We start from the raw sequence: 21865 nt of genomic DNA, 5'->3' as shown, positions 1-21865 counted from the left end.
TTTGATCTGGGCTTCTTTTTTGTTGTTTGCAAAAAGTGTAGCAATTCCACTAGTTTAATGGATGTTTGACACCTGTAAAGGTCATCTTAACAGGTATGATATGTCCGTTTTTGTCAAATTTCATTTCTTCGATGCAAGTTACTCGCTCGTTCGCTCCATCTTTGCCAAGCGGTCTACGGTGATAGACAATAAAATATTTGTCCTTGTTGGGTACTTTGATAACCGAATGATGACCCGCGCCAACGGCTACCTCGGGATCCCGTTCCAATATTGTCCCGATGCGCTCAAAAGGGCCAAAGGGCGAGTCGGCGATGGCATAAGCGACTTTGTAGTCGGGGCCTGTCCAGCCGCCTTCCGACCACATGAAATAATATTTTCCATCTTTTATAAACATAAACGGTCCTTCGACGTAATCCTTAGGGGTGATTTCCTTGTAAAAGGTACCATCATCAAAAGGGAGCAAACCTGTGAAATCTGGTTTGAGTTTGACCATATTGCAGTGCTTCCAACCGCCATAATACATGTAGAAAGTGCCGTCTTTATCTTTGAAAACAAACTGATCTATCGGCTGAGCGCCATTGATAATATCGTTGATTAGGGGTTTGCCCAATAGGTCGGTATAAGGGCCTTCTGGCTTGTCAGCCACAGCGACCCCAATGCCTCCGATCTCTCCCTGATGCACATCATTGGCTCCGAAAAACAGATAATATTTGCCCTTGTTTTCCAATACTGCAGGTGCCCACATGGCTTTTTTCGCCCATTTAACGTTGCTGTTCTCCAAGATACGGCTATGTTTTGTCCAGGTGGCCAAATCGGAAGATGAAAACGCGTCAAAGAATATCTGCTCTTCATAAGGCGCCGAATAGGTTGGGAATATCCAATATTTATTACCATAGATAATGCCTTCAGGATCAGCGTAGTTTCCCGTGATAACAGGATTCTTCTGGGCAAAAAGTGTCGCGGTTAAAAGTAAGGTTGTCGATGTTAAAAATGTTTTAATCATTATGTCGGTTTAAACTTGTAAGGTACGGGATAGATTTGATTGGGATATGACTAAATGAATCATTTATATGACCATTTGTCTCATTGTTTTTTGAAATGTTAAAATTTTGTTAAAATATTATTATGCTTTCGATTGTTTCCGATTTATTTCACATATTTGTTTATGTCATTTCCAAATGGCATAAATACTTTTCATAAAATAGGTTAATAATATGGCTAAGATACCCAAAGTCTCCCAGACTTTGGGTGTTTTTTTATTCTCGCTCCAACCCAAAAATCATTACTAGTTTTCTGTCGTTATATAAATTTAAGGTTTGTTCGGCTATGTCAAATTGAATTTGTTTTTGTTCAAAAATTTGAAAAAAGTCATTTTCGATATTTATCCCATTGCAGGCGCGCATGGTGCTTGCTAGATGTAGAAAGCTGATTTTATCGTCTTTAATGGCAAAATTTCCCCAAAAATTATTGCATCCCGTTGTGCCGGTAATCGTGCTATTTTTGGCATCGAACCCGATACTTGCTTTGCTGGAGCTGACATCCTTTCCATTTAGCTGAAGTAGATTCCATTTAAAACGAGCAAGAAATGCGGCCACACTGGGCAGTTCATTTGCACGTTCTTTCGACAGGACTTCAATTAAACTATAACTGACGGAGTCTGTATCTTTTTGTTTCGTTTGTTTTACACGAATACGGTAACGGTAGCCTTCCTTGTAATCGAAACCTTGAATTGTTGACGTGAGGTATTCCCATTTATTCCTTTTGTCAGATTTTACCTGCAGACATTTCAGTTTGCCAAGGCTCTGGGCATTCACGTAGTTTTCTCCAACTTCCCATGTGGCCACCGCTGTATTTTCCGATAGTGATTTTGTAATCGTTTTGGCTAAGGTATATGTCGAATGTGAACCGTTTTGACGTTTGAGGATCCTGATGTCGTAGTCAAATTTGGGGTCATAATCAAATTGCAAGATTTCGGCATAGAATTTCTCCCAATCTTTGCTGTTGTAGTATTTGACAAGATACGGCGGTGTTTGCTGAAGACCTGATTTTACTTTTACGCGAAATGAAGAGCTCTGGGCAAGTAAGCTTTGACAGGGGAGTAAGAGTGTTAAAAAAAGGAGCAATGAACTGTATCTGGAAGGCTTCTTCATAATTAGAATGTAAATATCAATAAAAACGTATCTTTAAACATGAATATTGCACGGGTGAATCTGTGCCTGCTACTTGTATTTTCTCTGTTAAGTCTGCAGGTTTACAGCCAAAATAGGAAGGATTATTTTAAAACGCAAATTGCCCTTGGGGAATTGACGGATCCCCAACTGAAAGAGGTGTCGGGTATCACACCGGCTTATCGGGAGGGCAATTTTTGGGTGCATAATGATAGTGGTGATGGTGCAACTATTTATTTAATCGATCGTCAGGCCAAACTACTGAAGACGTTTTCACTCGAAGGGGTATCTGTCGTCGACTGTGAGGATATCGATCGGGTGAAAATTGGGGACACCTATTTTCTCGTCCTTGCGGACATCGGAAATAATACCGGGAAAAGAACCTGGACATGCCTGTATGTATTTCCTGAGCCCCAGGCTGATGATCCTGGGCTTATTCCGAAAAAGTCAATTCGGCCTATCTTTCTTAAATTTCCGGGCCAGAAACGTCTAGATGCCGAATCGATTATGATTGATCCAATAGACAAAATGTTGTATGTAATATCTAAACGTGAATTTCGATCGACTGTTTATTCGGCAGCGGTATTTACAAATTCTAAACAGCAGTATTTTACCTTAAATAGCGTAGCGGAGCTCCCATTTACTTTTGCTACTGCTGCCGCTATAAATCCGACCGGTACACAGTTGCTTGTAAAGAATATTACCCATATTTTCTATTGGCAGAGGAACCGGAGTGAATCCTGGAAACAGGTACTCCAACAAAAGCCAGCTATTCTGCCTTATCAGGTGGAGCCACAAGGGGAAGCGATAGCTTTCGATAGCAAGGGAAATGGATTTTATACAATTAGCGAGCGTCCATTTGGTTTAAAATCCTATCTTTATTTTTTTGAAAGAAATCAATAAATTTATGATAAACACTAGACCTATTTTCAGTTATTCGCTGCATAATTTTCATCAAACCGAGCCTATCAAAAACTGCCTATTTTGTTCAAGAGGTATTAGGCTTATGTTAATTGCCTTCGTTTTATTTTTATGTACCCTCACGAACGCCTTTGCTGCCAAAGTGGACACCTTGTCCATTCAGAGCCCATCCATGGGAAAGGCAATTAAGACTGTCGTAATTCTTCCTCAAAGTTACTCGAACAAAGTCAGCTATCCCGTCCTCTACCTGTTGCATGGTTATTCCGGTAATTACAGTAATTGGGTCAAGAATTCCAGTATAAGCACATTGGCAGATCAATATGGTTATATGGTGGTATGTCCTGACGGTGGTTTTGGAAGCTGGTACTGGGATGTTGCGAATAATAAAAATTACCAATATGAAACTTTTGTGTCCAAAGAGCTGATCGATTATATGGATCAGCACTATTCGACGATCAAGGATCGGAGCGGAAGGGCAATTAGTGGTTTAAGTATGGGGGGGCACGGTGCGCTGTCTCTGGCCATAAAACATCAGGATAGCTACGGCGCTGCAGGAAGTACAGCTGGTGGAGTAGATTTTAGACCTTTTCCCTTAAACTGGGAAATTAAAGATCGCATTGGAAATTACGCTGATGTACCGCAAGAATGGGATAATCGTGTTGTTATTAATATGGTTCCTAAATTAGTCAACAATAAACTTCGCTTAATCATCGACTGCGGTAAGGAAGATTTTTTCTACACTGTTAATGTTGCATTGCACGATAAATTAATGTACCATAATATAAATCATACTTTTATTACAAGTGAAGGCGGGCACAATTGGGAGTACTGGTCACGTTCAATAGTTTATCAAATGGCTTTTTTTAAAGGATATTTTGATCAAGCAAAGAAAAGTGAAAAGAAAAATGGATAAAAATTTGGCATAAATGAATAAAATGCTATTTTTGTTAAACAGAGACCTTAACTAACAAATTATAAACTTATTATTAAGCCTTACAAATTGTAAGGCTTTTTTATTATTTTCAGCAAAATTTTTGACTTCACTCGATTATGTTTAAGCCTATAAAGGTTGTTTTTTGTTTTTCTTCCATTTTGTTCTGCGTGCAGCAGGCATATAGCCAACAGTCTAAGTCTATTTCTGGGTTCGTTAGGGACAGTATTAGTGGTGAAAATATTATTGGTGCCGTAATACGAAATGATACTGAAAAGAAATCCACCGCTTCAAATAAATATGGTTTTTTTAGCTTGTCGCTTCGTGATGGAAGCAAACCGATGGAGGTTTCTTCTGTAGGTTATAAGACCAAAGTATTCTCTGTTCAATTTGATAAGGACTCTACGTATATTATTCAGTTGGTGCCAGAAGAAAATCAACTGGCGGAAGTGACGGTAACAGGAAATAGACGGAAATCCATTAAGGATCTGACTCCCGGGCTTACCCAGTTCAGTCCAAAAGAAATTGAAAAGGTTCCTGTATTATTTGGGGAAAAGGATATTCTAAAAACCATTCAGCTATTTCCGGGAGTGACCAGTGGTGGTGAAGGAAGCAGTAATTTTTACGTGCGTGGCGGTGGTGGCGACCAAAATCTAATCTTATTGGACGAAGCGCCTGTATATAATAGCTCGCACTTGTTCGGTTTTTTCTCAACATTTAATTCTGATGCGATCAAGGATGTTAATTTCTATAAGGGGGGCGTTCCAGCTCAATATGGAGGTAAAATATCCTCGGTAATGGAAATAACAACCCTGGATGGAAATAATCAGCATTTCAATGTGGAAGGTGGGTTGGGGCTTATCGCTTCGAGGCTTAAACTGGAGGGGCCGATTCAAAAAGGCAAGAGCTCATTTATGATCTCCGGTAGACGTACTTATGCTGACCTTTTCTTAAAGCTTTCAAGTGATGAGAATATTAAGAAGAGTGCGCTCTTTTTTTATGACCTCAATGCAAAATTAAATTATCGCATCAATGATAAGAATACACTTTACTTGTCTGGATATTTCGGCAAGGATGCGATGGCTTATCATGATTTGTTTGACTTCAATTGGGGAAATGCGACTGCAACCATGCGCTGGAACCATGTGTGGAGCAATAGGTTGTTTAGCAATACTACGCTTATTTTTAGCAAATTCAATTATCAGGTTAAGATTGAGGATGATAACAACTTTAAAATCCGTTCAGACATCTTTAATTATAATTTTAAACAAGATTTCCAATACAATCTTTCGGACCGTCACAATCTAAAATTTGGATTGCAGGCAGCCTTGCAGGAAATCCGACCGGCAAGTATCGAAGCTGGCGAAGATTCGAAGGTGAATTCATTGCAAATTCAACATCGCAAGGGTGCTGATGTTGCTGCTTATTTAACCGATGACTGGTCTATTACCGATCGTTTAAAATTAAATTACGGACTGAGGGCATCCGCTTACGCAACATTGGGGCCGGGTACATTTTATACCTTCGATTCTGCAGGTGAGGCCGTAGATTCTACCTATGTGGGAAATGGCAAGTTGGGTAAAAAGTACTTCTATCTGGAACCTCGCGTTTCCTTCAACTACGTTATCAATGATTTAACGACGTTAAAGGCTTCTTTTAATACCAATGTTCAGTATCTGCATCAATTGAGCAATACAACCAGTAGTCTTCCTACAGATCAATATGTACTGAGCAATAATACGATTAAACCCCAGCTATCCAATCAGTATTCGCTTGGTTACTTTCGGAATTTTGCATCCAACAGATATGAATTCTCTGTTGAAGGTTATTACCGAGATTTAAAGAACCAGATTGATTATAGGAATGGTGCCGATCTACAGGCAAATGAATTGCTGGAAGGAGAATTGCTGTTTGGAAAAGGTAGAGCGTACGGTATTGAATGGTTTCTGAAAAAGAGACTGGGGCGATTTAGCGGCTGGCTGAGTTATACTTTGTCCAAAAGTGAGCGGCAATTTGAACAAATTAATGATGGTCAATGGTTTAACGCACGTCAGGACAAAACGCATAATATAGCTATTGTGGGACAGTATCAATTAAATCCGAAGTGGAATTTAAGTGCGAATTTCGTCTACTATACAGGCGATGCTGTGACGATGCCAGCGGGCAAATATTTTGTTGATGATCGTACGATCTTCTATTACGATAAAAGAAATGGGCAGCGGATGCCTGCTTATCACCGCCTGGATTTGGCAGCAACTTATGATATTAAGCGGACAAAGAATAGCTACTCGAGCTTGTCTTTTGGTCTCTATAATGCCTATAATCGAAAAAATGCCTATTTGATCGACTTTAGAGAAAAAGAAGGACAATCCAATGTCACCGAAATTTATCGGATAGCATTGTTTGGGACGATACCATCGATTACTTGGAATTTTAAATTTTAGCAAAGAATGAAGAAGATATTAGGTGTTATAGCTGTTTCAATAATTACTTTATGGGGCTGTGAGGACAAAATAGACCTGGAACTGCCGGAAAATACAGGCCAATTGGTTATTACTGCCGATCTGATGGTTTCGGATCACCAGCACGAAATTAGTATTCAGAAGGTTGTAAGCATTAAAGATTCTCTATTTTCTCCGATAACAGATGCTGAAGTAATTGTTAAGAATATGCAGAATAATCGGACTTATACGTTTCAGGCTGGCCACGACGGGGTTTATAGCAATAAGACATTGCGTTTGCAGGAGAAAGTCACTTACCAGTTGCAGGTTAAGACTGCCGATGGGAAGGAAATACAGGGAACATCAACGGTGCCCAGCTATGTCGACGTGGATTCTATAGGGCTTTCGGAGCGGGTTATATTTACAGATACAATTTACTATCCAACGCTGGTATTCATTGATCCACCGGAAAAAGGCAATTATTATAAATATAAAATGTCGGTCAATGGGGGCAAATTACGTTTCATCGATGTATTTAATGATAAATATAACAACGGTCTAGAAGTACAGCATGATATTATTGACCGCGATCGTGATTTAAAAGTTGGTGATCGCGTGCGCATCCTACGGCAATGTATCGATGTGGGGGCTTATAATTACTGGAATAGTTTTCAGATGATTAATCCCGGTGCGGCTTCACCTGCTAACCCGATTTCAAATCTGACCAATAATGCGCTGGGATACTTCAGTGTCAGTGTTGGCAAATATTATGAATCTGAAGTGACGTTTGCTCGAAAAAAACCTTAATCTATCCTTGCAAGCTGATAGTGATTTTTTAATAGAAATTCTATTGTTTTAGGTAGTGCATATTTAACACGAGGAATGGCTTTGATATTATCATGAAAGATAATAACTGAGCCATTTTGAATGTTGGGTAAAATATTTTCTAGGCATTTCTGAGGACTTAAATTTGGATCAAAATCACCCGACATAATATCCCACATAATCACACGGTATTTTTTATAGAGTTGTCGGAGTTGGGATTTGGTTGCTCGGGCATAAGGCGGACGAAAAAGATCTGTTTGAGTCAGTTTTTGGCATTTTTTAACATTCGCTAAATATTGTTCGTCATTTGTTTCCCAGCCTTTGAGGTGGTTGTAAGTATGGTTGCCGACCTGATGCCCTTCATCTAAAATTCGTTGAAACAAATGTGGATTTTTTTTAATATTTTCACCAACACAAAAAAATGTTGCCTTTGCCTGATATTTTTTTAGGATATCGAGTATAAAAGGTGTAATTTCAGGAATTGGACCGTCGTCAAAAGTAAGGTAGACTTTTTTTTCATGACGTGGCATATTCCATATCGATTTAGGATATAGCCATCTAAGGAAGAATGGAGATTTGACAAAATACATAACCGAGAAATGAAGTTCAAATCTAAAAAAAAATGTATGGTTCTACATATGGACATGAAAAGATTTTATTATTCTGCAGTAATATTTACTGGATTATTTCTGGGAACTAATGATTTGGTTCAAGCCCAACAGGTTGTAGATGTGGCTGAAGCCATTCGCATGACTTTGGAACGAAATGTACAAATAAAGCAAGCGGAATTGAGTAAAGATTTGGCTGCTCAAGATGTATTTCAAGCGAAATCGAATTTGTACCCGAACTTAAATGCGGGAGCAACACAGCGTTTAAACTACGGGTTTTTCTTCGATCAGGTTGCGGGGCAGCCTATCACCGGAAATCACTGGACCAATTCAGCATATGGTTCCATAAGTTCTAATGTGAATCTCTTCAAAGGCTTTCAACAAGTTAATCAGATTAAGGCGACCAAGTCGCAGTTGGAATCTGCTGCGACCCAGGTTGAAAAGATCAAAAACGATCTGGTGCTGAATGTGTTGGTTACTTATCTTGATGCAATCACTAACTATGAACTTTATACAGCCAGTGGAGGTCAACTTAAACTCTCCCAACAGCAATATAAATTAGATTCCATACAATTTGCTGTGGGAAACAAAACAATAGCCGACATCGCAAAATCTAAGAACCAGGTGGCAACAGATCAGCTAAACAGCGTTAACCTAGGGAATTCCTATCAGCTTTCCCTGTTGACATTGAAGCAGTTGATGGAGATGCCACCGCAGACAGAAATCTCGTTGGTTAGGCCAAATGTTGAATTTTCTATCTTAAAAGTCGAAAATAGTAATGCTGTCGATGTTTATGAAACAGCTTTACGTCATCAACCGGACATTGTGAAAGCCGCGTTGGATAAAGATGTTGCTGCTAAGCAAATAGAAATTGCCAAAGGGGGGTATTATCCATCATTGGATCTTGGTATAAGTTATGGCACAAATTATTCCTCCGAAGGACGAGACTATTTAACACAACAAAAGCTATCGTTTAATGATCAGTTAGGGCGGAACAAAGCATTGGGGACAACGTTAAATCTGACAGTTCCGATTTTCAATAATAACCAAAACAAAGTGAATGTGGCTAAGGCTAAGATCGGTTTGAAGCAAGCTGAAGCCGCTGAACAATTGGCAAAAAATAATCTAAACAAGGCCGTGAATCAAGCTGTATTAGATGTTAATGCAGCCAAGCAACGCTATAGCTCGGCTACAGTCGCATTTGAGAGTGCTGAAACCGCATATAAAGCGACAAAAGAGCGCTACGATATTGGTATGGCTAATTCTTTGGAATTATTTACAACTCAAACAGAACGAAATAAGGCCGAATTTGATCTTATTCAAGCAAAATATAATGTAATATTCAGATCTAAGATCATCGATTATTACCTCGGAAATCCAATTCAATTCGATAACAATTTACCTATTTGATTTAACAAAAGAAATGGCAAAGAAAAAACGTAGCATTGGAAAAATTATATTAATAATAGTTGTGCTCTTGGTAGTCCTTGGTTTTATAGGTTTTAAAGCAGGCTGGTTTGGCAAAGGAGAGATTACCAAAGTCGCTGTGGATGTAGTAAAAGAGATGGATGTTGATGAATTAGTTTCTGCAAGTGGGAAGATTCAGCCTGAAGTGGAGGTTAAACTGAGTTCAGAGGTATCTGGAGAGGTTGTTGAGCTTAACATTAAAGAAGGTGATTTTGTTAAAAAAGGACAAGTACTCTGTCGGATCAAACCCGATATCTTGCAGTCTGGTTATGATCGATCTGTTGCAGCAATGAATTCACAGCGAGCCAATTTAGCCGCTGCACAACAGCAATTAAAACAACAGGAAGAAAACTTCAAAAATGTAGCTGCTACCTATAAACGGAATCAGGAACTTTTTGAAAAACGTGTTATTTCTGCCTCAGAAATGGATAAAAGTTCGGCAGAATATCATGCAGCACAGGCTTCTATCCAAGCGCAAAGAGAGACTGTTCGTTCTACAAAGTATGGAATTGACCAATCGCAGGCATCAGTGAAAGAAGCACAGGACAATTTAAATCGGACGACAATTTACGCGCCATCAGATGGTATCATTTCTCTCTTGTCTATTGAAAAGGGTGAGCGTGTGGTTGGAACAGCGCAGATGGCGGGTACAGAAATTATGCGTATCGCCAATATGAGTTCGATGGAGGTAAATGTCGATGTAAATGAAAATGATATTAACAATGTAAGAGTAGGGAATCAGGCTGAGATTGAAGTCGATGCTTTTAAGGACAGAAAGTTTAAAGGTGTTGTGACCGAAATCGCTAGCTCGTCTAAAAACATCGCAACGACAACTACGGCGACATCATCGACAGATCAGGTGACAAATTTTAATGTAAAAGTTCGCATCAGCGCAGAATCGTATCAAGACTTGATGAAAGAGAATGTGGCATCGCCATTTAAACCGGGTCTGTCTGCAACAGTTCAGATATTTACAAAACACGATAAAGGACTGGTTGTACCGATTCAATCGGTAACCGTGCGCTCTGATGATAAAGACTCTACAAATACAAATAAGAAAGTTGATGAATATGTATTTGTCCTAAAAGATAAAATAGTTAAGCAGGTTTTGGTTAAGACAGGTATTCAGGATGATAAAAATATCATTGTTACTTCAGGACTGAAAAAAGGAGACGAGGTCGTTTCTAGACCATTTGATGCGATTTCCAAAACCTTAAAAGACGGTAGTCAAGTTGAAAAAGTTGATAAGTCAAAGTTATAAATCTCTTTGTAGATAATAATTAATAAAAAGGGAATTGTTTTTTAATAATTCCCTTTTTATTTTCCTTATAATTTATTAAATTTAAACAACCCAATTGTTAGCGGCTTATGAAAAGGCTATTGGCTTATTTTAAATTTAGTAAAACAGAACAAAATGGATTTTTCATTATTTTGGTGATTATCGTTTTGTTTGCGACGATTTATACGCTGATTAAACGTAATACGAGAGAGCCTATTCCAAATCAGGCCAAACTTTTTGAACAGTCCTTTCACGATTCTATAGAGATTTCCAGTACACCCAACAAACAGGAGTTTAATAGCCCCTATGTGAATAAAAACGAAAGTGTTGTATCCATCTCGCCGACTACAGATTTAGATGATGAAAAGCTATTTTATTTTGATCCAAATAATTTACCTCACGCTGATTGGCATAAGTTGGGACTTTCTGATAAACAGATTGCAGTACTGAAAAATTATGAAAGAAAGGGGGGCGTTTTAAGGTAAAAACCGATCTAAGGAAAATTTACTCCATTAATGAGCGACTTTACAAGAGATTAGAGCCTTACATCCAAATAAAAACAATTCCCGATTCGGAACGAACGAAACAACAGGACAGAGCACCTTTGCTGTATGATAAATTTGAAAGAAATAAAGCTGAACTTATCGATATTAATACCTGTGATACTACGGCATTAATCAGTCTTAAAGGGATAGGCTCAATTCTATCCAAACGCATTTTGAAATATAAAGATGTTCTTGGTGGTTTCTATCGTATAGAACAGTTAAAGGAGGTTTATGGAGTTACGGCTGAAACGTATGATCTAATTAAAGACTATATTGTGGTAGCTAATTTAGATGGAATAAAAAAAATCAATATTAATAAAGTTGATGCAAATTCATTGGCTAAACATCCGTATCTTAGCCCTAAAGATGCGAAACTAATCGTCAATTATCGGGATCAACATGGAAGTTATGTCAATATAGAAGATTTGACAAAAATAGGAACACTTTCAGATCTTGCGATTGCGAAGATTGCGCCTTATTTAATATTTGAGAATGATTCAAGATAAATTGAAACTGGAAATCCGGGATATTGTGGATTTTCCTAAACCTGGTATTGTCTTTAAAGATATTACCCCTTTGTTGAAAGATGCGGCATTGTGTAGCGAAATGGTTGATGCGATTATTGATCAGTTGCAAGGAATAGAGATAGATGCTATTGCTGGAATTGAGAGCCGGGGTTTTCTATTTGGATTTTTACTTGCCAATAGGCTGGGCTTGCCTTTTATTCCAATTCGAAAACAGGGTAAATTACCTTTTAAGACTGTATCTGAATCTTATGCACTGGAATACGGCCAGGCAACGATTGAAATCCATGAAGATGCTTTTGAAAAAGGAAGCCGCATATTGGTTCACGACGATCTTTTAGCGACAGGGGGTACCGTCGTTGCTGCCAGTAAACTTATTGAAAGACTTGGTGGCGAGATCGTCGCTTATAGTTTTATCATCTCTTTGGACTTCCTAAAGGCGAAAGGAAGATTATCCAGGTTCAGTGATAATATCTTTTCATTGGTAAGTTATTAATTTTAAAATATACGATTTAGAGCATTTCACATGATACTTTTTGCAAACGCTAAACTAAATATCGGACTGCAAGTAATTGCCAAGCGTACGGATGGTTATCATGAGCTGAACAGTGTTTTTTATCCACTTCCAATTTACGATATTATCGAATTATTGGATACGACTGCTACGGAGACAACACTAAATATTCAGGGAGAACATATCCCGGGAAATCTCCGTGATAACCTTTGTATAAGAGCTTTTGAATTGTTGGAAAAAGATTACGGCATTCCGCCCGTTTCAATTGATTTGATCAAACAAATTCCCATTGGAGCAGGCTTAGGTGGCGGTTCTGCGGATGCGTCTTTTGTATTGAAAGGACTCAATACATTCTTTCAATTAAATCTTACAGAAGGGCAGTTGAAAGGGTATGCCGCAAAGCTAGGGGCCGATTGCCCTTTTTTTATCGCAAATAATCCGGTATTTGCAACAGGAATTGGAACCGACTTTAAAGATTTAAATCTAAATTTGGACGCCTATCATATTGCAGTTATCATGACTAACATTCATATTTCTACGGCTGAAGCTTATGCTGGCGTGCAGCCTAAGGCTCCCGAAGTTAATTTGGAAGAAGCAATTCGTTTACCTATACAAGAATGGAAGTTTCATATTCGAAATGATTTTGAGGATGGTATTTTCGAGAGTTACCCATTGTTGAAAGAAATCAAAGAAACTTTATATCAAAAAGGAGCGATATATGCTTCTATGTCGGGTTCCGGCGCGGCTATATATGGTATATTTTGGGACAAAACAGATTTAAGCGAGCTTGCAAAATATGGCAAGATCTATCATCCAACCAAGCTGTAAGAGTATATCAGTTCCTAAAAATGCGTTATGTATATTTGTCCAAACAGGTACACATAACGCTTTTTTTAGGATGTTATTAATACTCTTCTTCCACCTTGTAGTTTATAAGTTCGCGAGCCTCATTTAAAACCTTTTCTTTCCGTTCTTTTGATAGGTTTAGGAGATCTAATTTTTCGGGACTGCTGACAATATCTTTCACTAAAATAAGCTGGTTTTTGAGTAGTTGCTGTTCCTCCAGGTCTGAAAGCGTTGTTAGGCAGGTGACTGGATAGAAAACTGCTTTGTCTACTCTTTTTTTGATGCTATTATCTTTTGGGTAATCCCAAGAGAGCAGATTGATCTTATAATATTTGGCAAAATCAATCGAATCGGAGGTGAAGTAAGCATTGGTAATCAGCCAACCTTCTTGGAACTGCAGCTGCTTCCCAAAGAACTGATAATTGATACCACTGATATCTTTGAATCTGGAAAGGTAATACATCGGTGTTGTGACCGATATTTTAGCGTCAATATCGTTTCGAAATTTGCATTCCGCGGTAATCAGTTTTCCGTCCTTATAAGCTACAACGTCCAATTCATGCGAAACAGCATGCCCCTGTACGGTCTGTCCCGTGGTGCTTTCATAGCCGATGGATCGTAATAGGTGAGCAATGTATTTTTCGAAGTAGAAGCCTTCCGGTCCTAGTTCACGTAAGGCTTTTTTTAGGCTATAGCGTGCGGCGAAGGAATTTCGTACTGTTTTCAACGTGTCAAAGGCCAGCTGATAGAGCTCTCTTGTTGAAATGCCATCATATATTTCGTTGAGTACCTTATCGTAGACCTGGTTGACCTGGTCGGCATTGGCACCCGAACGAGAAAGCGAATGGCGCAGCGAGTCACCATTAAATGGAACTAATTCACCGGAATATTTTTTGATTTGCATGTATTTCTAATTTGATAAATACGAATATAAGAGATGTCGTCGGAGAAACAACATAAAAAACTATTATTCTATTCCTAAACTTTTTTAGGAGACCATTTGTTTATAAGATAGACGATAAAAAAATAGAGATAATTATGAGTAACCTACTAAACTTTGCATTTGATAAGATAAAAACGAAGATCGAAGACGATTGTATCGAAGAAAATATTGGCACCTCTGAGCGTGTTTTGTCGGTGATTGCCGGTGGATTCATATTGGGCTTGGGTGTTAAAAAACTGTTTAAATCGCCACTTACCGGATTGTCTGGCCTAACGCTCGGTGGCGCTTTGATTTATCGTGGCGTAACGGGGCATTGTGATGTTAAGAAAGTATTGGAAGATAAGGATATCAAAAAAGTAGAGGTGATTGAGCATCGCTATTTTGTTAAATAACAAGCAGTGTAACCCTTGCTTAACGTAAAAGTGTTTTAAGTAGAGGCTTCTATGGGGCTGCTTAACAACGGTGAAGTGTTTACTTCGCCCTGTGAGCGGGGTTCGACTACGGTGAGAGCATGGTGACTGTACAATAAAACGGTGGACTCAACGTGGACTCATGGTGGACTCACTGTGCTTACAGGGCGAATTTGATAATAGCCCGTCCGCTGGGTGGGGCATAGTTTTGACAATAAAAAAGGAGATGATAAAGCATAAAAAAGAGGCGAATACTTTTGAAGTGTTCGCCTCTTTTTTATGTTTACCTGTTTGAACAGGCGGGATGGTTATACGTTAAAACGGAAGTGCATGATATCGCCATCTTGGACAATATATGTTTTTCCTTCCACTGATAATTTTCCAGCTTCTTTTACTGCATTTTCGGAGCCAAGCGTGACGAAATCGTCATACTTAATTACTTCCGCGCGGATAAATCCTTTTTCGAAATCTGTGTGGATGACACCTGCAGCCTGAGGAGCTGTAAATCCGTTCTCAATCGTCCAAGCGCGGACTTCTTGTACACCAGCAGTAAAATAAGTTGCCAGATTTAAAAGCGAATATGCGGCACGGATCAGCTTGTGTACCCCAGATTCTTCAAGGCCAAGATCATCTAAGAACATTTTGCGTTCTTCGTAGCTTTCCAGTTGTGCAATTTCGGATTCGATCTGCGCAGAGATAATCAATACTTCAGCTTTTTCGTCTTTTACAGCTTCCTTAACACGTTCGACATACGCGTTTCCTGTGTTGACGGAGCCTTCATCTACATTACATACATAAAGTACAGGTTTAGCGGTCAATAATGCTAAATCCTGAATAAACTCAAAATCTTCAGCTTCTATCGCTGCAGTCCGTGCAGATTTGCCTGCCTCAAGATGATCTTTAACGATCGATAGGATGTCAAATGTTCTTTTTGCGTCTTTGTCGCCGCCTGTTTTAGCCATTTTTTCAACCTTTTGGATACGTTTTACAACAGTGTCCAAATCCTTAAGCTGTAATTCGGTGTCAATGATTTCTTTATCTCTGATCGGGTCTACCGAACCATCAACGTGGATCACGTTTCCGTCGTCAAAACATCTTAAAACGTGAATAATAGCATTGGTTGTACGAATATTTCCTAAGAATTGGTTGCCTAAGCCTTCGCCTTTCGAAGCTCCTTTTACAAGACCTGCGATGTCGACGATCTCGATTGTATTTGGAACAACACGTTGTGGGTTGACTAATTCAGCTAATTTATTGAGACGGGCATCCGGTACGGTAATTACCCCAACATTTGGTTCAATTGTACAAAATGGAAAGTTAGCCGCTTGCGCTTTCGCGTTCGACAAACAGTTAAATAATGTTGATTTACCGACGTTTGGTAAACCTACGATACCGCATTGTAAAGCCATATATAGTGCAAATTTTTGAAATTGCACAAAGATAGAAAATTCACTGTAATTTTTAGCTATCTTGTCGAATGGTTCATTGGTACAAAATTGAACATGCCGATTTTCTGAAAAATCAGGGCATCAGCGAACATAAATTCGGTGGAAAAATTATTTGTATAACGTGGTTTGAAGACAAACTCTATGCTTTCTCCCGAAAATGCCCTCATGCTGGAGCACCACTGAAAAATGGCTGGTGTGAGCGTGGAAAAGTAATCTGTCCTTTTCATCGCCACGAATTTGATTTAATTTCAGGTAGAGGTAATCCTGACCAGCATGATTTTATTACTGTTTACCCCGTAAAATTAGAAGATAAAGAATATTATGTCGGTTTGAAAATAGGCTTTTGGCAACGCTTATTCACTTAGAAAGTAACGAAAGTATCATATCTCACCGTGTGAATCGTATATCTAAGGAGTAAATAAGTATATTTGCTATCGAAAACAAATTAAAGACATGCAGGGGAAAAAGATTGGTATAATTGGTAGCGGAAGTTGGGCTACGGCTATGATCAAGATGCTATGCGAAAATGACCAAGATAAGCATATTTTTTGGTGGGTAAGAAAGGAAGAAGATGCGGAATATATTCAAAAATTCAAACACAACCCGACTTATCTGAGTAGTGTTTCAGTTGATCTTAGTATAACAACGATTGATACCGATGCAAAAAATGTAATTACGAATTCGGACATTGTCATTTTAAATACGCCTGCAGCTTATTTGAAGGATGCACTGGCAAATGTGACGAAGGAAGATTTTAGAAATAAAATTGTTGTTTCAGCCATTAAGGGGATTATTCCCAAAGATAATTTGATTATCGGTGAGTTTTTGGAGCAACGTTATGAGGTAGATATTGAACAGATTTGTGTGGTTGGTGGTCCATGCCATGCGGAGGAAGTTGCCTTAGGCAAATTGTCTTATTTAACGTTCGGCTGTAAAAACCTGGATAGTGCTGCATTGGTTGCTTCCTTTTTATCTTCGAGGGTCATTAAGACGATTCTGTCGGAAGATGTTCTAGGGATAGAATTTGGTGCAGTATTGAAAAATATATATGCTTTGGCGGGTGGTATCTGCCATGGCTTAGGTTACGGAGATAATTTTCAAGCTGTGCTGGTATCCAATGCAATTCGCGAAATGCGTCGTTTCGTCGGTAAAGTGGACGGTGATACTTCCCGGGATGTGAATACTTCGGCTTACTTAGGGGATCTTTTGGTAACAGCCTATTCCCAATTCAGCCGAAATAGAACCTTTGGAAATATGATTGGAAAGGGCTACAGTGTACAATCTGCTCAATTGGAAATGAATATGGTGGCTGAAGGGTATTACGCTTCGGCATGTATTCAGGAATATGCAAAAAAATATGCAGTGGAATTACCTATATGCGATGCCGTGCACCAAATTTTGTATGAACACCTACCTGCATCTAAAATTATTCAAGCATTAAGCGAAAAATTAACATAATAAAAGTAGCAATAGAGTAGATGATAACAAAAGAAGCGATTGCTTTAGCTTATAAAGAAATTCAGGACGAAATATGTCAGGCGCTGGAGAAATTAGATGGATCGGCGCGCTTTGAAGAAGAATTGTGGGAACGTGAAGGTGGTGGCGGAGGTCGTACCAGGATCATTCAGAATGGTCAAATTTTGGAAAAGGGAGGTGTTAACTTTTCGTCTGTCTATGGCAAATTACCCGAAGCAATCAAGAAATCATTTGCTGTAGAAGAAGATGATTTTTTTGCGACCGGAGTATCCATCGTCATTCATCCCAATAATCCCTTAGTCCCTATTATACACATGAATATCCGCTATTTTGAACTAAACGATCAGATTCGTTGGTTTGGTGGTGGAATCGATTTAACGCCGCATTATGTCGATGAAGAGGATGCCCGTTATTTTCATCAGCAGCTGAAAGATGTATGTGATCGTCATGATACTACTTTCTATGAAAAATTTAAAAATTGGGCGGATGATTATTTTTATATCCGACACCGCCAGGAAACACGGGGAATAGGAGGTGTATTTTACGATAAGTTGAATACGGAAAAAACAGGGATGAGCATGGAGGATATTTTTGCTTTTTCGTGTGATCTTGGCCGTACGTTTGCACCAACCTACACCGCTTTGGTCGAGAAAAATCGACATAAAACCTTTACTGATCAACAAAAAAATTGGCAGTTAATCCGTCGCGGACGCTACGTCGAATTTAACTTGGTATGGGACTCGGGGACTAAATTTGGACTTGAAACGAATGGTCGAATTGAGTCGATACTGATGAGTCTACCTGCCCAGGCCAATTGGGTGTACGATTATCGTCCTGAAGAAGGCTCAGAAGAAGCCAAAACCTTAGCTTTACTACGAAAAGGTATAAACTGGATTTAAAAACATCGAAGAAAAATCAGATGGTTTCTTATCAAAAATTTACGTTAGAAAACGGCCTGCGTGTATTGGTACACGAGGATCATAATACGGCCATGGCTTGTGTCAATATCTTGTATGATGTCGGCGCGAGGGATGAGTCTCCGGAACAGACCGGATTTGCACACTTATTTGAACACCTGATGTTTGGTGGAAGTATCAATATTCCGAACTTCGATACCGAATTGCAAAAAGTAGGTGGTGAAAATAATGCTTTTACAAGCAACGACATCACAAATTACTACATTACCTTGCCTTCCTCAAATCTCGAAACAGCATTGTGGCTTGAGTCGGACCGGATGTTAAGTCTGGCTTTTTCAGCACAGAGCCTTGAGGTGCAACGAAATGTCGTGAGCGAAGAGTTCAAACAGCGTTATTTGAACCAACCTTATGGCGATGCCTGGCTCAAATTGCGACCATTAGCGTATCAGGTACATCCTTATCGCTGGGCGACCATCGGAAAAGAGTTAAGCCACATTGAAGAGGCTACCATGGAAGATGTAAAAGCTTTCTTCAAATTACATTATAATCCACAGAGTGCAATTATGGTTGTTTCGGGAGATGTACACTTTGAAGAAGTAAAGGCTTTGAGCCAAAAGTGGTTTGGCGATATTGAAGCTGGCGAGAAATATAATCGTCAATTGCCTAAAGAGCCGGTGCAAACGGAGATAAGGCGTGAGACGACTTGGGCAGACGTGCCTCTAGATGCACTATACATGGCATTTCATGGCCCCGCAAGATTGGAAGAAGGGTATTTCGCAATGGACCTTTTGTCCGATATTTTATCAAGAGGATCTTCCTCACGTTTGTATCGTCGATTGGTAAAAGAGGGGCAGTTATTTAGTGAAATAAACGCCTATGTCATGGGAAGTATCGACAATAACCTCTTTGTCATTGAAGGAAAACCATCGGAAGGCATCTCGCTAGAAGAAGCTGAACGTGCGGTTTGGGCCGAATTGGAGGTCATAAAATCCGAGTTGGTACCTGCAGCTGAATTGGAAAAAGTAAAGAATAAGATCGAATCGACAAATGTTTTTGCGGAACTATCTATTTTGGATAAAGCCATGAACTTGGCTTTCCATGAGTTGCTGGGTGATGCAGATGGCATTAACACGGAGGTCTCAAAATATTTATCGGTGAGTGCCGAGGAAGTTCAACAGCAAGCTCAGGCTATTTTTAGACCCGAGAATGCTTCTATATTAATGTATAAATCAAAAGAAGAGGAGGCTGTACATGTTGGATAGAACAAAAGCACCTGAGTTCCGTGAAATTGGAAATATAAGTTTGAAAGAGCCAATCAAGAAGCAGTTTGCAAACGGATTGCCTGTCTATGTTTTCCATTCGCCCGAGCAGGAGCTGGTGCGGATAGAATGGATCTTTGAGAATACCTATCTTGACGGGCAGATTGAAAACCCGTTGTTAAATAGTGCTTTAAGCGCCTTACTTAAAGAGGGGACACATACCATGTCCAGTGCAGAGATTGCAGATAAAGTAGATTTCTACGGTGCATTTCTTGTCCCTGAATACTCTTTTGACGTAACTTCTTTGTCGCTTTATACATTGAACAGGCACAGTCAGGTCCTCTTGCCGCTTGTAAAAGATATTCTGACAGCGGCATCTATTCCGCAACAGGAGTTAGATACCTATTTGCGTAATAACAAGCAAAAGTTTCAAGTTTCTATTCAGAAAAATGATTATTTGGCGCGACGTAAATTCTATAACTTGATCTTCGGTAAGAATAATCGTTACGGGCGTACACCAAAACTGGAAGATTATGATGCGATTACACGTGCGCAGTTGATCGAATTGTACCAGCAGGAAATTGTTCCTAGTAACTGTACCTTAATTGTTTCAGGTAATGTTTCGGATGAGCTGTTGCAAGAACTGGAACAAATTTTTGGTGTAGATTGGAAAGGAGCAGCTATTGACTCTTCTTTGAATGGGCCTGTTTTGGCGCAAGGATCTAATGATCTGGTTTACGAAGAAAAAGAAAATGCATTGCAGTCAGCCATTCGTTTAGGTTGCCAGACGATTGGAAGGACACATCCTGATTATCCTGCACTACAGTTTGTCAATACTTTATTAGGTGGTTTTTTTGGTTCCCGTCTGATGCGCAATATTCGTGAAGAAAAAGGGTATACCTATAGTATCGGTTCGGCGGTCGCAACCTTGAAGCATACTGGTTTTATGACCATTGTAACCGAAGTAGGGGTAGATGTAACGCATGCAACCTTGACAGAAATAGAAAAGGAGATTAATTTGTTGAAAACAACATTGGCCTCCGATGAAGAGGTGAATCTCGTTAAAACCTATATGGAAGGTTCTATGTTGGGTTCATTGGAAAGTATCTTTTCGCATGCAGACAAGTTTAAAAGTGTTTTGTTAAATGGGATGACATTATCGTATTATTCCTATTATATGGAACAGATCCGAAACATGTCGCCAGAGAAGGTGCGTGATCTTGCCAATAAATACCTGGACTTTGATGCAATGGTGAAAGTTGTTGTTGGGAAAATCAGTCAAGCTGAATCAGTTCATCAAGCGGTTGTAAATTAAATTTCTTAGACTACAAAAATCGAATACTACTTTGTATTTTTGGTTTTTGATAAAAAGCGTATTATCCAGCATGGAATTAAAATTAAAAAGACCATTGGTATTTTTCGATTTGGAAACTACAGGTGTTAATGTGGCGACCGATCGTATTGTGGAAGTATCATTTTTGAAAGTGATGCCCAATGGTGAAGAAACAGTCTATACAAAGAAGATCAATCCAGAAATACCTATTCCCGCAGAATCCTCTTTTTTTCATGGTATTTATGATGAAGATGTGAAGGATGCTCCTAATTTTAAAGCAATTGCAGTGGAGCTTGCGGCTTTTATTGCGGATGGAGATCTGGCGGGATATAATTCCAATAAATTCGATGTCCCTATGCTTATGGAAGAGTTTTTGCGGGCGGGCGTTGATTTTTCATTGGAGGGAAGGGCATTTGTAGATGTTCAGAACATTTTCCATCAAATGGAACAACGAACGTTGAAAGCGGCATACAAGTTTTACTGCAATGAAAATCTTGAAAATGCACATACGGCTGAAGCTGATGTTCGCGCAACATATGAAGTATTGAAAGCGCAGTTGACGAAATATGAAGGGGCAGCATTTGAAGATAAACATGGTGTCGTATCTTATCCAGTAGTGAACGATGTCGAAGCCCTTCATGCGTTTACCAACCTAAGCAAGCCGGTAGATTTTGCCGGTCGTCTCGTATATAATGCAGAAGGATTGGAAACAATCAATTTTGGTAAACATAAAGGAAAACCTATTATTGAAGTATTTGAGCAGGAGCCTAGTTACTACGCTTGGATGCAGAATGGTGATTTTCCATTGTATACCAAGAAGGTCTTAGAGAATATCTGGAATCGGTATAAAAAGGAAAAGAGTGAGCAAAAAGCAAAAGCAGCAGCCACCCATTCTGTAGAAGATAAAAAACTTGCGAAAAAGGAATTCAATCAGCAAAAAGAAGAAGCGTCACAGAACATTTCTTTAGATATGTTGAAAGGATTGCAAGATAAATTTAAAAAATAACTTT

Annotated in this window: 22 protein-coding genes; 17 read left to right on the top strand and 5 right to left on the bottom strand. The window is 39.2% G+C overall.

The window, feature by feature from the left end; translation table 11 throughout:
- Positions 1–49: 49 nt before the first annotated feature.
- Together OK025_RS22775 and OK025_RS22770 are read right to left on the bottom strand one after the other, a co-directional pair.
- Positions 50–1003, bottom strand: a complete 954-nt coding sequence (locus tag OK025_RS22775; RefSeq protein WP_317667008.1) for a glycoside hydrolase family 43 protein — start codon at positions 1001–1003, stop codon at positions 50–52.
- 253 nt (positions 1004–1256) lie between these two features.
- Positions 1257–2150, bottom strand: coding sequence for a DUF4377 domain-containing protein (locus tag OK025_RS22770; protein WP_317667007.1), 894 nt, complete (start codon positions 2148–2150; stop codon positions 1257–1259).
- Between the two features lie 39 nt (positions 2151–2189).
- Here OK025_RS22770 and OK025_RS22765 point away from each other — a divergent pair, with 39 nt between their 5' ends.
- The 4 genes from OK025_RS22765 to OK025_RS22750 all read left to right on the top strand — a co-directional run bounded on the left by OK025_RS22765 (position 2190) and on the right by OK025_RS22750 (position 7268).
- Positions 2190–3071 (top strand): hypothetical protein, encoded by an 882-nt coding sequence (locus OK025_RS22765; protein ID WP_317667006.1) that lies wholly within the window; start codon positions 2190–2192, stop codon positions 3069–3071.
- A gap of 103 nt (positions 3072–3174) precedes the next feature.
- Positions 3175–4002: an alpha/beta hydrolase family protein gene (locus tag OK025_RS22760; protein ID WP_317667005.1), complete on the top strand. Its 828-nt coding sequence runs from the start codon at positions 3175–3177 to the stop codon at positions 4000–4002.
- A 137-nt stretch (positions 4003–4139) separates the two neighbouring features.
- On the top strand, positions 4140–6464 hold the full coding sequence (locus tag OK025_RS22755) for a TonB-dependent receptor domain-containing protein (protein WP_317667004.1): 2325 nt from the start codon (positions 4140–4142) through the stop codon (positions 6462–6464).
- A gap of 6 nt (positions 6465–6470) precedes the next feature.
- A complete protein-coding gene (locus OK025_RS22750) occupies positions 6471–7268 on the top strand; it encodes a DUF4249 family protein (protein WP_317667003.1) in 798 nt (265 codons plus the stop codon).
- On the opposite strand, the gene OK025_RS22745 is transcribed toward OK025_RS22750, so the two are convergent.
- Complete coding sequence (locus tag OK025_RS22745) at positions 7265–7816, bottom strand: polysaccharide deacetylase family protein (protein WP_411567679.1); 552 nt, start codon at positions 7814–7816, stop codon at positions 7265–7267. The genes OK025_RS22750 and OK025_RS22745 overlap by 4 nt on opposite strands.
- 114 nt (positions 7817–7930) lie before the next feature.
- Between OK025_RS22745 and OK025_RS22740 the strand changes: the two genes are divergently transcribed.
- The 6 genes from OK025_RS22740 (at position 7931) to ispE (ending at position 13051) form a co-directional block, all read left to right on the top strand.
- A complete protein-coding gene (locus OK025_RS22740; protein ID WP_317667001.1) occupies positions 7931–9304 on the top strand; it encodes a TolC family protein in 1374 nt (457 codons plus the stop codon).
- 13 nt (positions 9305–9317) lie between these two features.
- On the top strand, positions 9318–10622 hold the full coding sequence (locus tag OK025_RS22735; RefSeq protein ID WP_075992476.1) for an efflux RND transporter periplasmic adaptor subunit: 1305 nt from the start codon (positions 9318–9320) through the stop codon (positions 10620–10622).
- Between the two features lie 107 nt (positions 10623–10729).
- Complete coding sequence (locus OK025_RS22730) at positions 10730–11125, top strand: hypothetical protein (protein ID WP_317667000.1); 396 nt, start codon at positions 10730–10732, stop codon at positions 11123–11125.
- Between the two features lie 119 nt (positions 11126–11244).
- Positions 11245–11691 (top strand): helix-hairpin-helix domain-containing protein, encoded by a 447-nt coding sequence (locus OK025_RS22725; protein ID WP_317666999.1) that lies wholly within the window; start codon positions 11245–11247, stop codon positions 11689–11691.
- Positions 11678–12205 carry an adenine phosphoribosyltransferase gene (locus OK025_RS22720; protein ID WP_046676245.1) on the top strand — a complete coding sequence of 176 codons (528 nt, stop codon included), beginning with the start codon at positions 11678–11680 and terminating at the stop codon, positions 12203–12205. Before OK025_RS22725 ends, OK025_RS22720 begins: the two co-directional genes overlap by 14 nt.
- A 30-nt stretch (positions 12206–12235) precedes the next feature.
- Complete coding sequence (gene ispE / locus OK025_RS22715; RefSeq protein WP_317666998.1) at positions 12236–13051, top strand: 4-(cytidine 5'-diphospho)-2-C-methyl-D-erythritol kinase; 816 nt, start codon at positions 12236–12238, stop codon at positions 13049–13051.
- Positions 13052–13127: 76 nt separating this feature from the next.
- Here ispE and OK025_RS22710 read toward each other — a convergent pair whose 3' ends face one another.
- Entirely contained in the window at positions 13128–13973 is an 846-nt protein-coding gene (locus OK025_RS22710; protein ID WP_317666997.1) for an ATP cone domain-containing protein, read from the bottom strand.
- A 134-nt stretch (positions 13974–14107) separates the two neighbouring features.
- On the opposite strand from OK025_RS22710, the gene OK025_RS22705 reads away from it, so the two are divergent.
- Positions 14108–14404, top strand: a complete 297-nt coding sequence (locus OK025_RS22705) for a DUF2892 domain-containing protein (protein WP_046676248.1) — start codon at positions 14108–14110, stop codon at positions 14402–14404.
- 326 nt (positions 14405–14730) lie between these two features.
- Here OK025_RS22705 and ychF read toward each other — a convergent pair whose 3' ends face one another.
- Entirely contained in the window at positions 14731–15831 is a 1101-nt protein-coding gene (gene ychF, locus OK025_RS22700; protein ID WP_075992480.1) for a redox-regulated ATPase YchF, read from the bottom strand.
- Positions 15832–15899: 68 nt separating this feature from the next.
- On the opposite strand from ychF, the gene OK025_RS22695 reads away from it, so the two are divergent.
- The 6 genes from OK025_RS22695 (at position 15900) to OK025_RS22670 (ending at position 21861) form a co-directional block, all read left to right on the top strand.
- Positions 15900–16235: a Rieske (2Fe-2S) protein gene (locus OK025_RS22695; RefSeq protein WP_317666996.1), complete on the top strand. Its 336-nt coding sequence runs from the start codon at positions 15900–15902 to the stop codon at positions 16233–16235.
- An 88-nt stretch (positions 16236–16323) separates the two neighbouring features.
- Positions 16324–17328 carry an NAD(P)H-dependent glycerol-3-phosphate dehydrogenase gene (locus OK025_RS22690; RefSeq protein WP_070560849.1) on the top strand — a complete coding sequence of 335 codons (1005 nt, stop codon included), beginning with the start codon at positions 16324–16326 and terminating at the stop codon, positions 17326–17328.
- Between the two features lie 20 nt (positions 17329–17348).
- Positions 17349–18245, top strand: coding sequence for an oxygen-dependent coproporphyrinogen oxidase (gene hemF / locus OK025_RS22685; RefSeq protein WP_317666995.1), 897 nt, complete (start codon positions 17349–17351; stop codon positions 18243–18245).
- A gap of 20 nt (positions 18246–18265) precedes the next feature.
- Positions 18266–19525 (top strand): pitrilysin family protein, encoded by a 1260-nt coding sequence (locus tag OK025_RS22680; RefSeq protein ID WP_317666994.1) that lies wholly within the window; start codon positions 18266–18268, stop codon positions 19523–19525.
- Positions 19515–20837: a pitrilysin family protein gene (locus OK025_RS22675; protein WP_317666993.1), complete on the top strand. Its 1323-nt coding sequence runs from the start codon at positions 19515–19517 to the stop codon at positions 20835–20837. Before OK025_RS22680 ends, OK025_RS22675 begins: the two co-directional genes overlap by 11 nt.
- A 70-nt stretch (positions 20838–20907) precedes the next feature.
- A complete protein-coding gene (locus OK025_RS22670; protein WP_317666992.1) occupies positions 20908–21861 on the top strand; it encodes an exonuclease domain-containing protein in 954 nt (317 codons plus the stop codon).
- Positions 21862–21865: the final 4 nt, after the last annotated feature.

Source organism: Sphingobacterium sp. UGAL515B_05 (assembly GCF_033097525.1).
Classification (GTDB): domain Bacteria; phylum Bacteroidota; class Bacteroidia; order Sphingobacteriales; family Sphingobacteriaceae; genus Sphingobacterium.
This window is presented reverse-complemented; position numbering and strand designations above follow the sequence as displayed.

Coding starts and splice junctions, on each gene's coding strand:
- OK025_RS22775 (WP_317667008.1), bottom strand. CDS start 1,003: ATGATTAAAACATTTTTAACATCGACAACCTTACTTTTAACCGCGACA.
- OK025_RS22770 (WP_317667007.1), bottom strand. CDS start 2,150: ATGAAGAAGCCTTCCAGATACAGTTCATTGCTCCTTTTTTTAACACTC.
- OK025_RS22765 (WP_317667006.1), top strand. CDS start 2,190: ATGAATATTGCACGGGTGAATCTGTGCCTGCTACTTGTATTTTCTCTG.
- OK025_RS22760 (WP_317667005.1), top strand. CDS start 3,175: ATGTTAATTGCCTTCGTTTTATTTTTATGTACCCTCACGAACGCCTTT.
- OK025_RS22755 (WP_317667004.1), top strand. CDS start 4,140: ATGTTTAAGCCTATAAAGGTTGTTTTTTGTTTTTCTTCCATTTTGTTC.
- OK025_RS22750 (WP_317667003.1), top strand. CDS start 6,471: ATGAAGAAGATATTAGGTGTTATAGCTGTTTCAATAATTACTTTATGG.
- OK025_RS22745 (WP_411567679.1), bottom strand. CDS start 7,816: ATGCCACGTCATGAAAAAAAAGTCTACCTTACTTTTGACGACGGTCCA.
- OK025_RS22740 (WP_317667001.1), top strand. CDS start 7,931: ATGAAAAGATTTTATTATTCTGCAGTAATATTTACTGGATTATTTCTG.
- OK025_RS22735 (WP_075992476.1), top strand. CDS start 9,318: ATGGCAAAGAAAAAACGTAGCATTGGAAAAATTATATTAATAATAGTT.
- OK025_RS22730 (WP_317667000.1), top strand. CDS start 10,730: ATGAAAAGGCTATTGGCTTATTTTAAATTTAGTAAAACAGAACAAAAT.
- OK025_RS22720 (WP_046676245.1), top strand. CDS start 11,678: ATGATTCAAGATAAATTGAAACTGGAAATCCGGGATATTGTGGATTTT.
- ispE (WP_317666998.1), top strand. CDS start 12,236: ATGATACTTTTTGCAAACGCTAAACTAAATATCGGACTGCAAGTAATT.
- OK025_RS22710 (WP_317666997.1), bottom strand. CDS start 13,973: ATGCAAATCAAAAAATATTCCGGTGAATTAGTTCCATTTAATGGTGAC.
- OK025_RS22705 (WP_046676248.1), top strand. CDS start 14,108: ATGAGTAACCTACTAAACTTTGCATTTGATAAGATAAAAACGAAGATC.
- ychF (WP_075992480.1), bottom strand. CDS start 15,831: ATGGCTTTACAATGCGGTATCGTAGGTTTACCAAACGTCGGTAAATCA.
- OK025_RS22695 (WP_317666996.1), top strand. CDS start 15,900: ATGGTTCATTGGTACAAAATTGAACATGCCGATTTTCTGAAAAATCAG.
- OK025_RS22690 (WP_070560849.1), top strand. CDS start 16,324: ATGCAGGGGAAAAAGATTGGTATAATTGGTAGCGGAAGTTGGGCTACG.
- hemF (WP_317666995.1), top strand. CDS start 17,349: ATGATAACAAAAGAAGCGATTGCTTTAGCTTATAAAGAAATTCAGGAC.
- OK025_RS22680 (WP_317666994.1), top strand. CDS start 18,266: ATGGTTTCTTATCAAAAATTTACGTTAGAAAACGGCCTGCGTGTATTG.
- OK025_RS22675 (WP_317666993.1), top strand. CDS start 19,515: ATGTTGGATAGAACAAAAGCACCTGAGTTCCGTGAAATTGGAAATATA.
- OK025_RS22670 (WP_317666992.1), top strand. CDS start 20,908: ATGGAATTAAAATTAAAAAGACCATTGGTATTTTTCGATTTGGAAACT.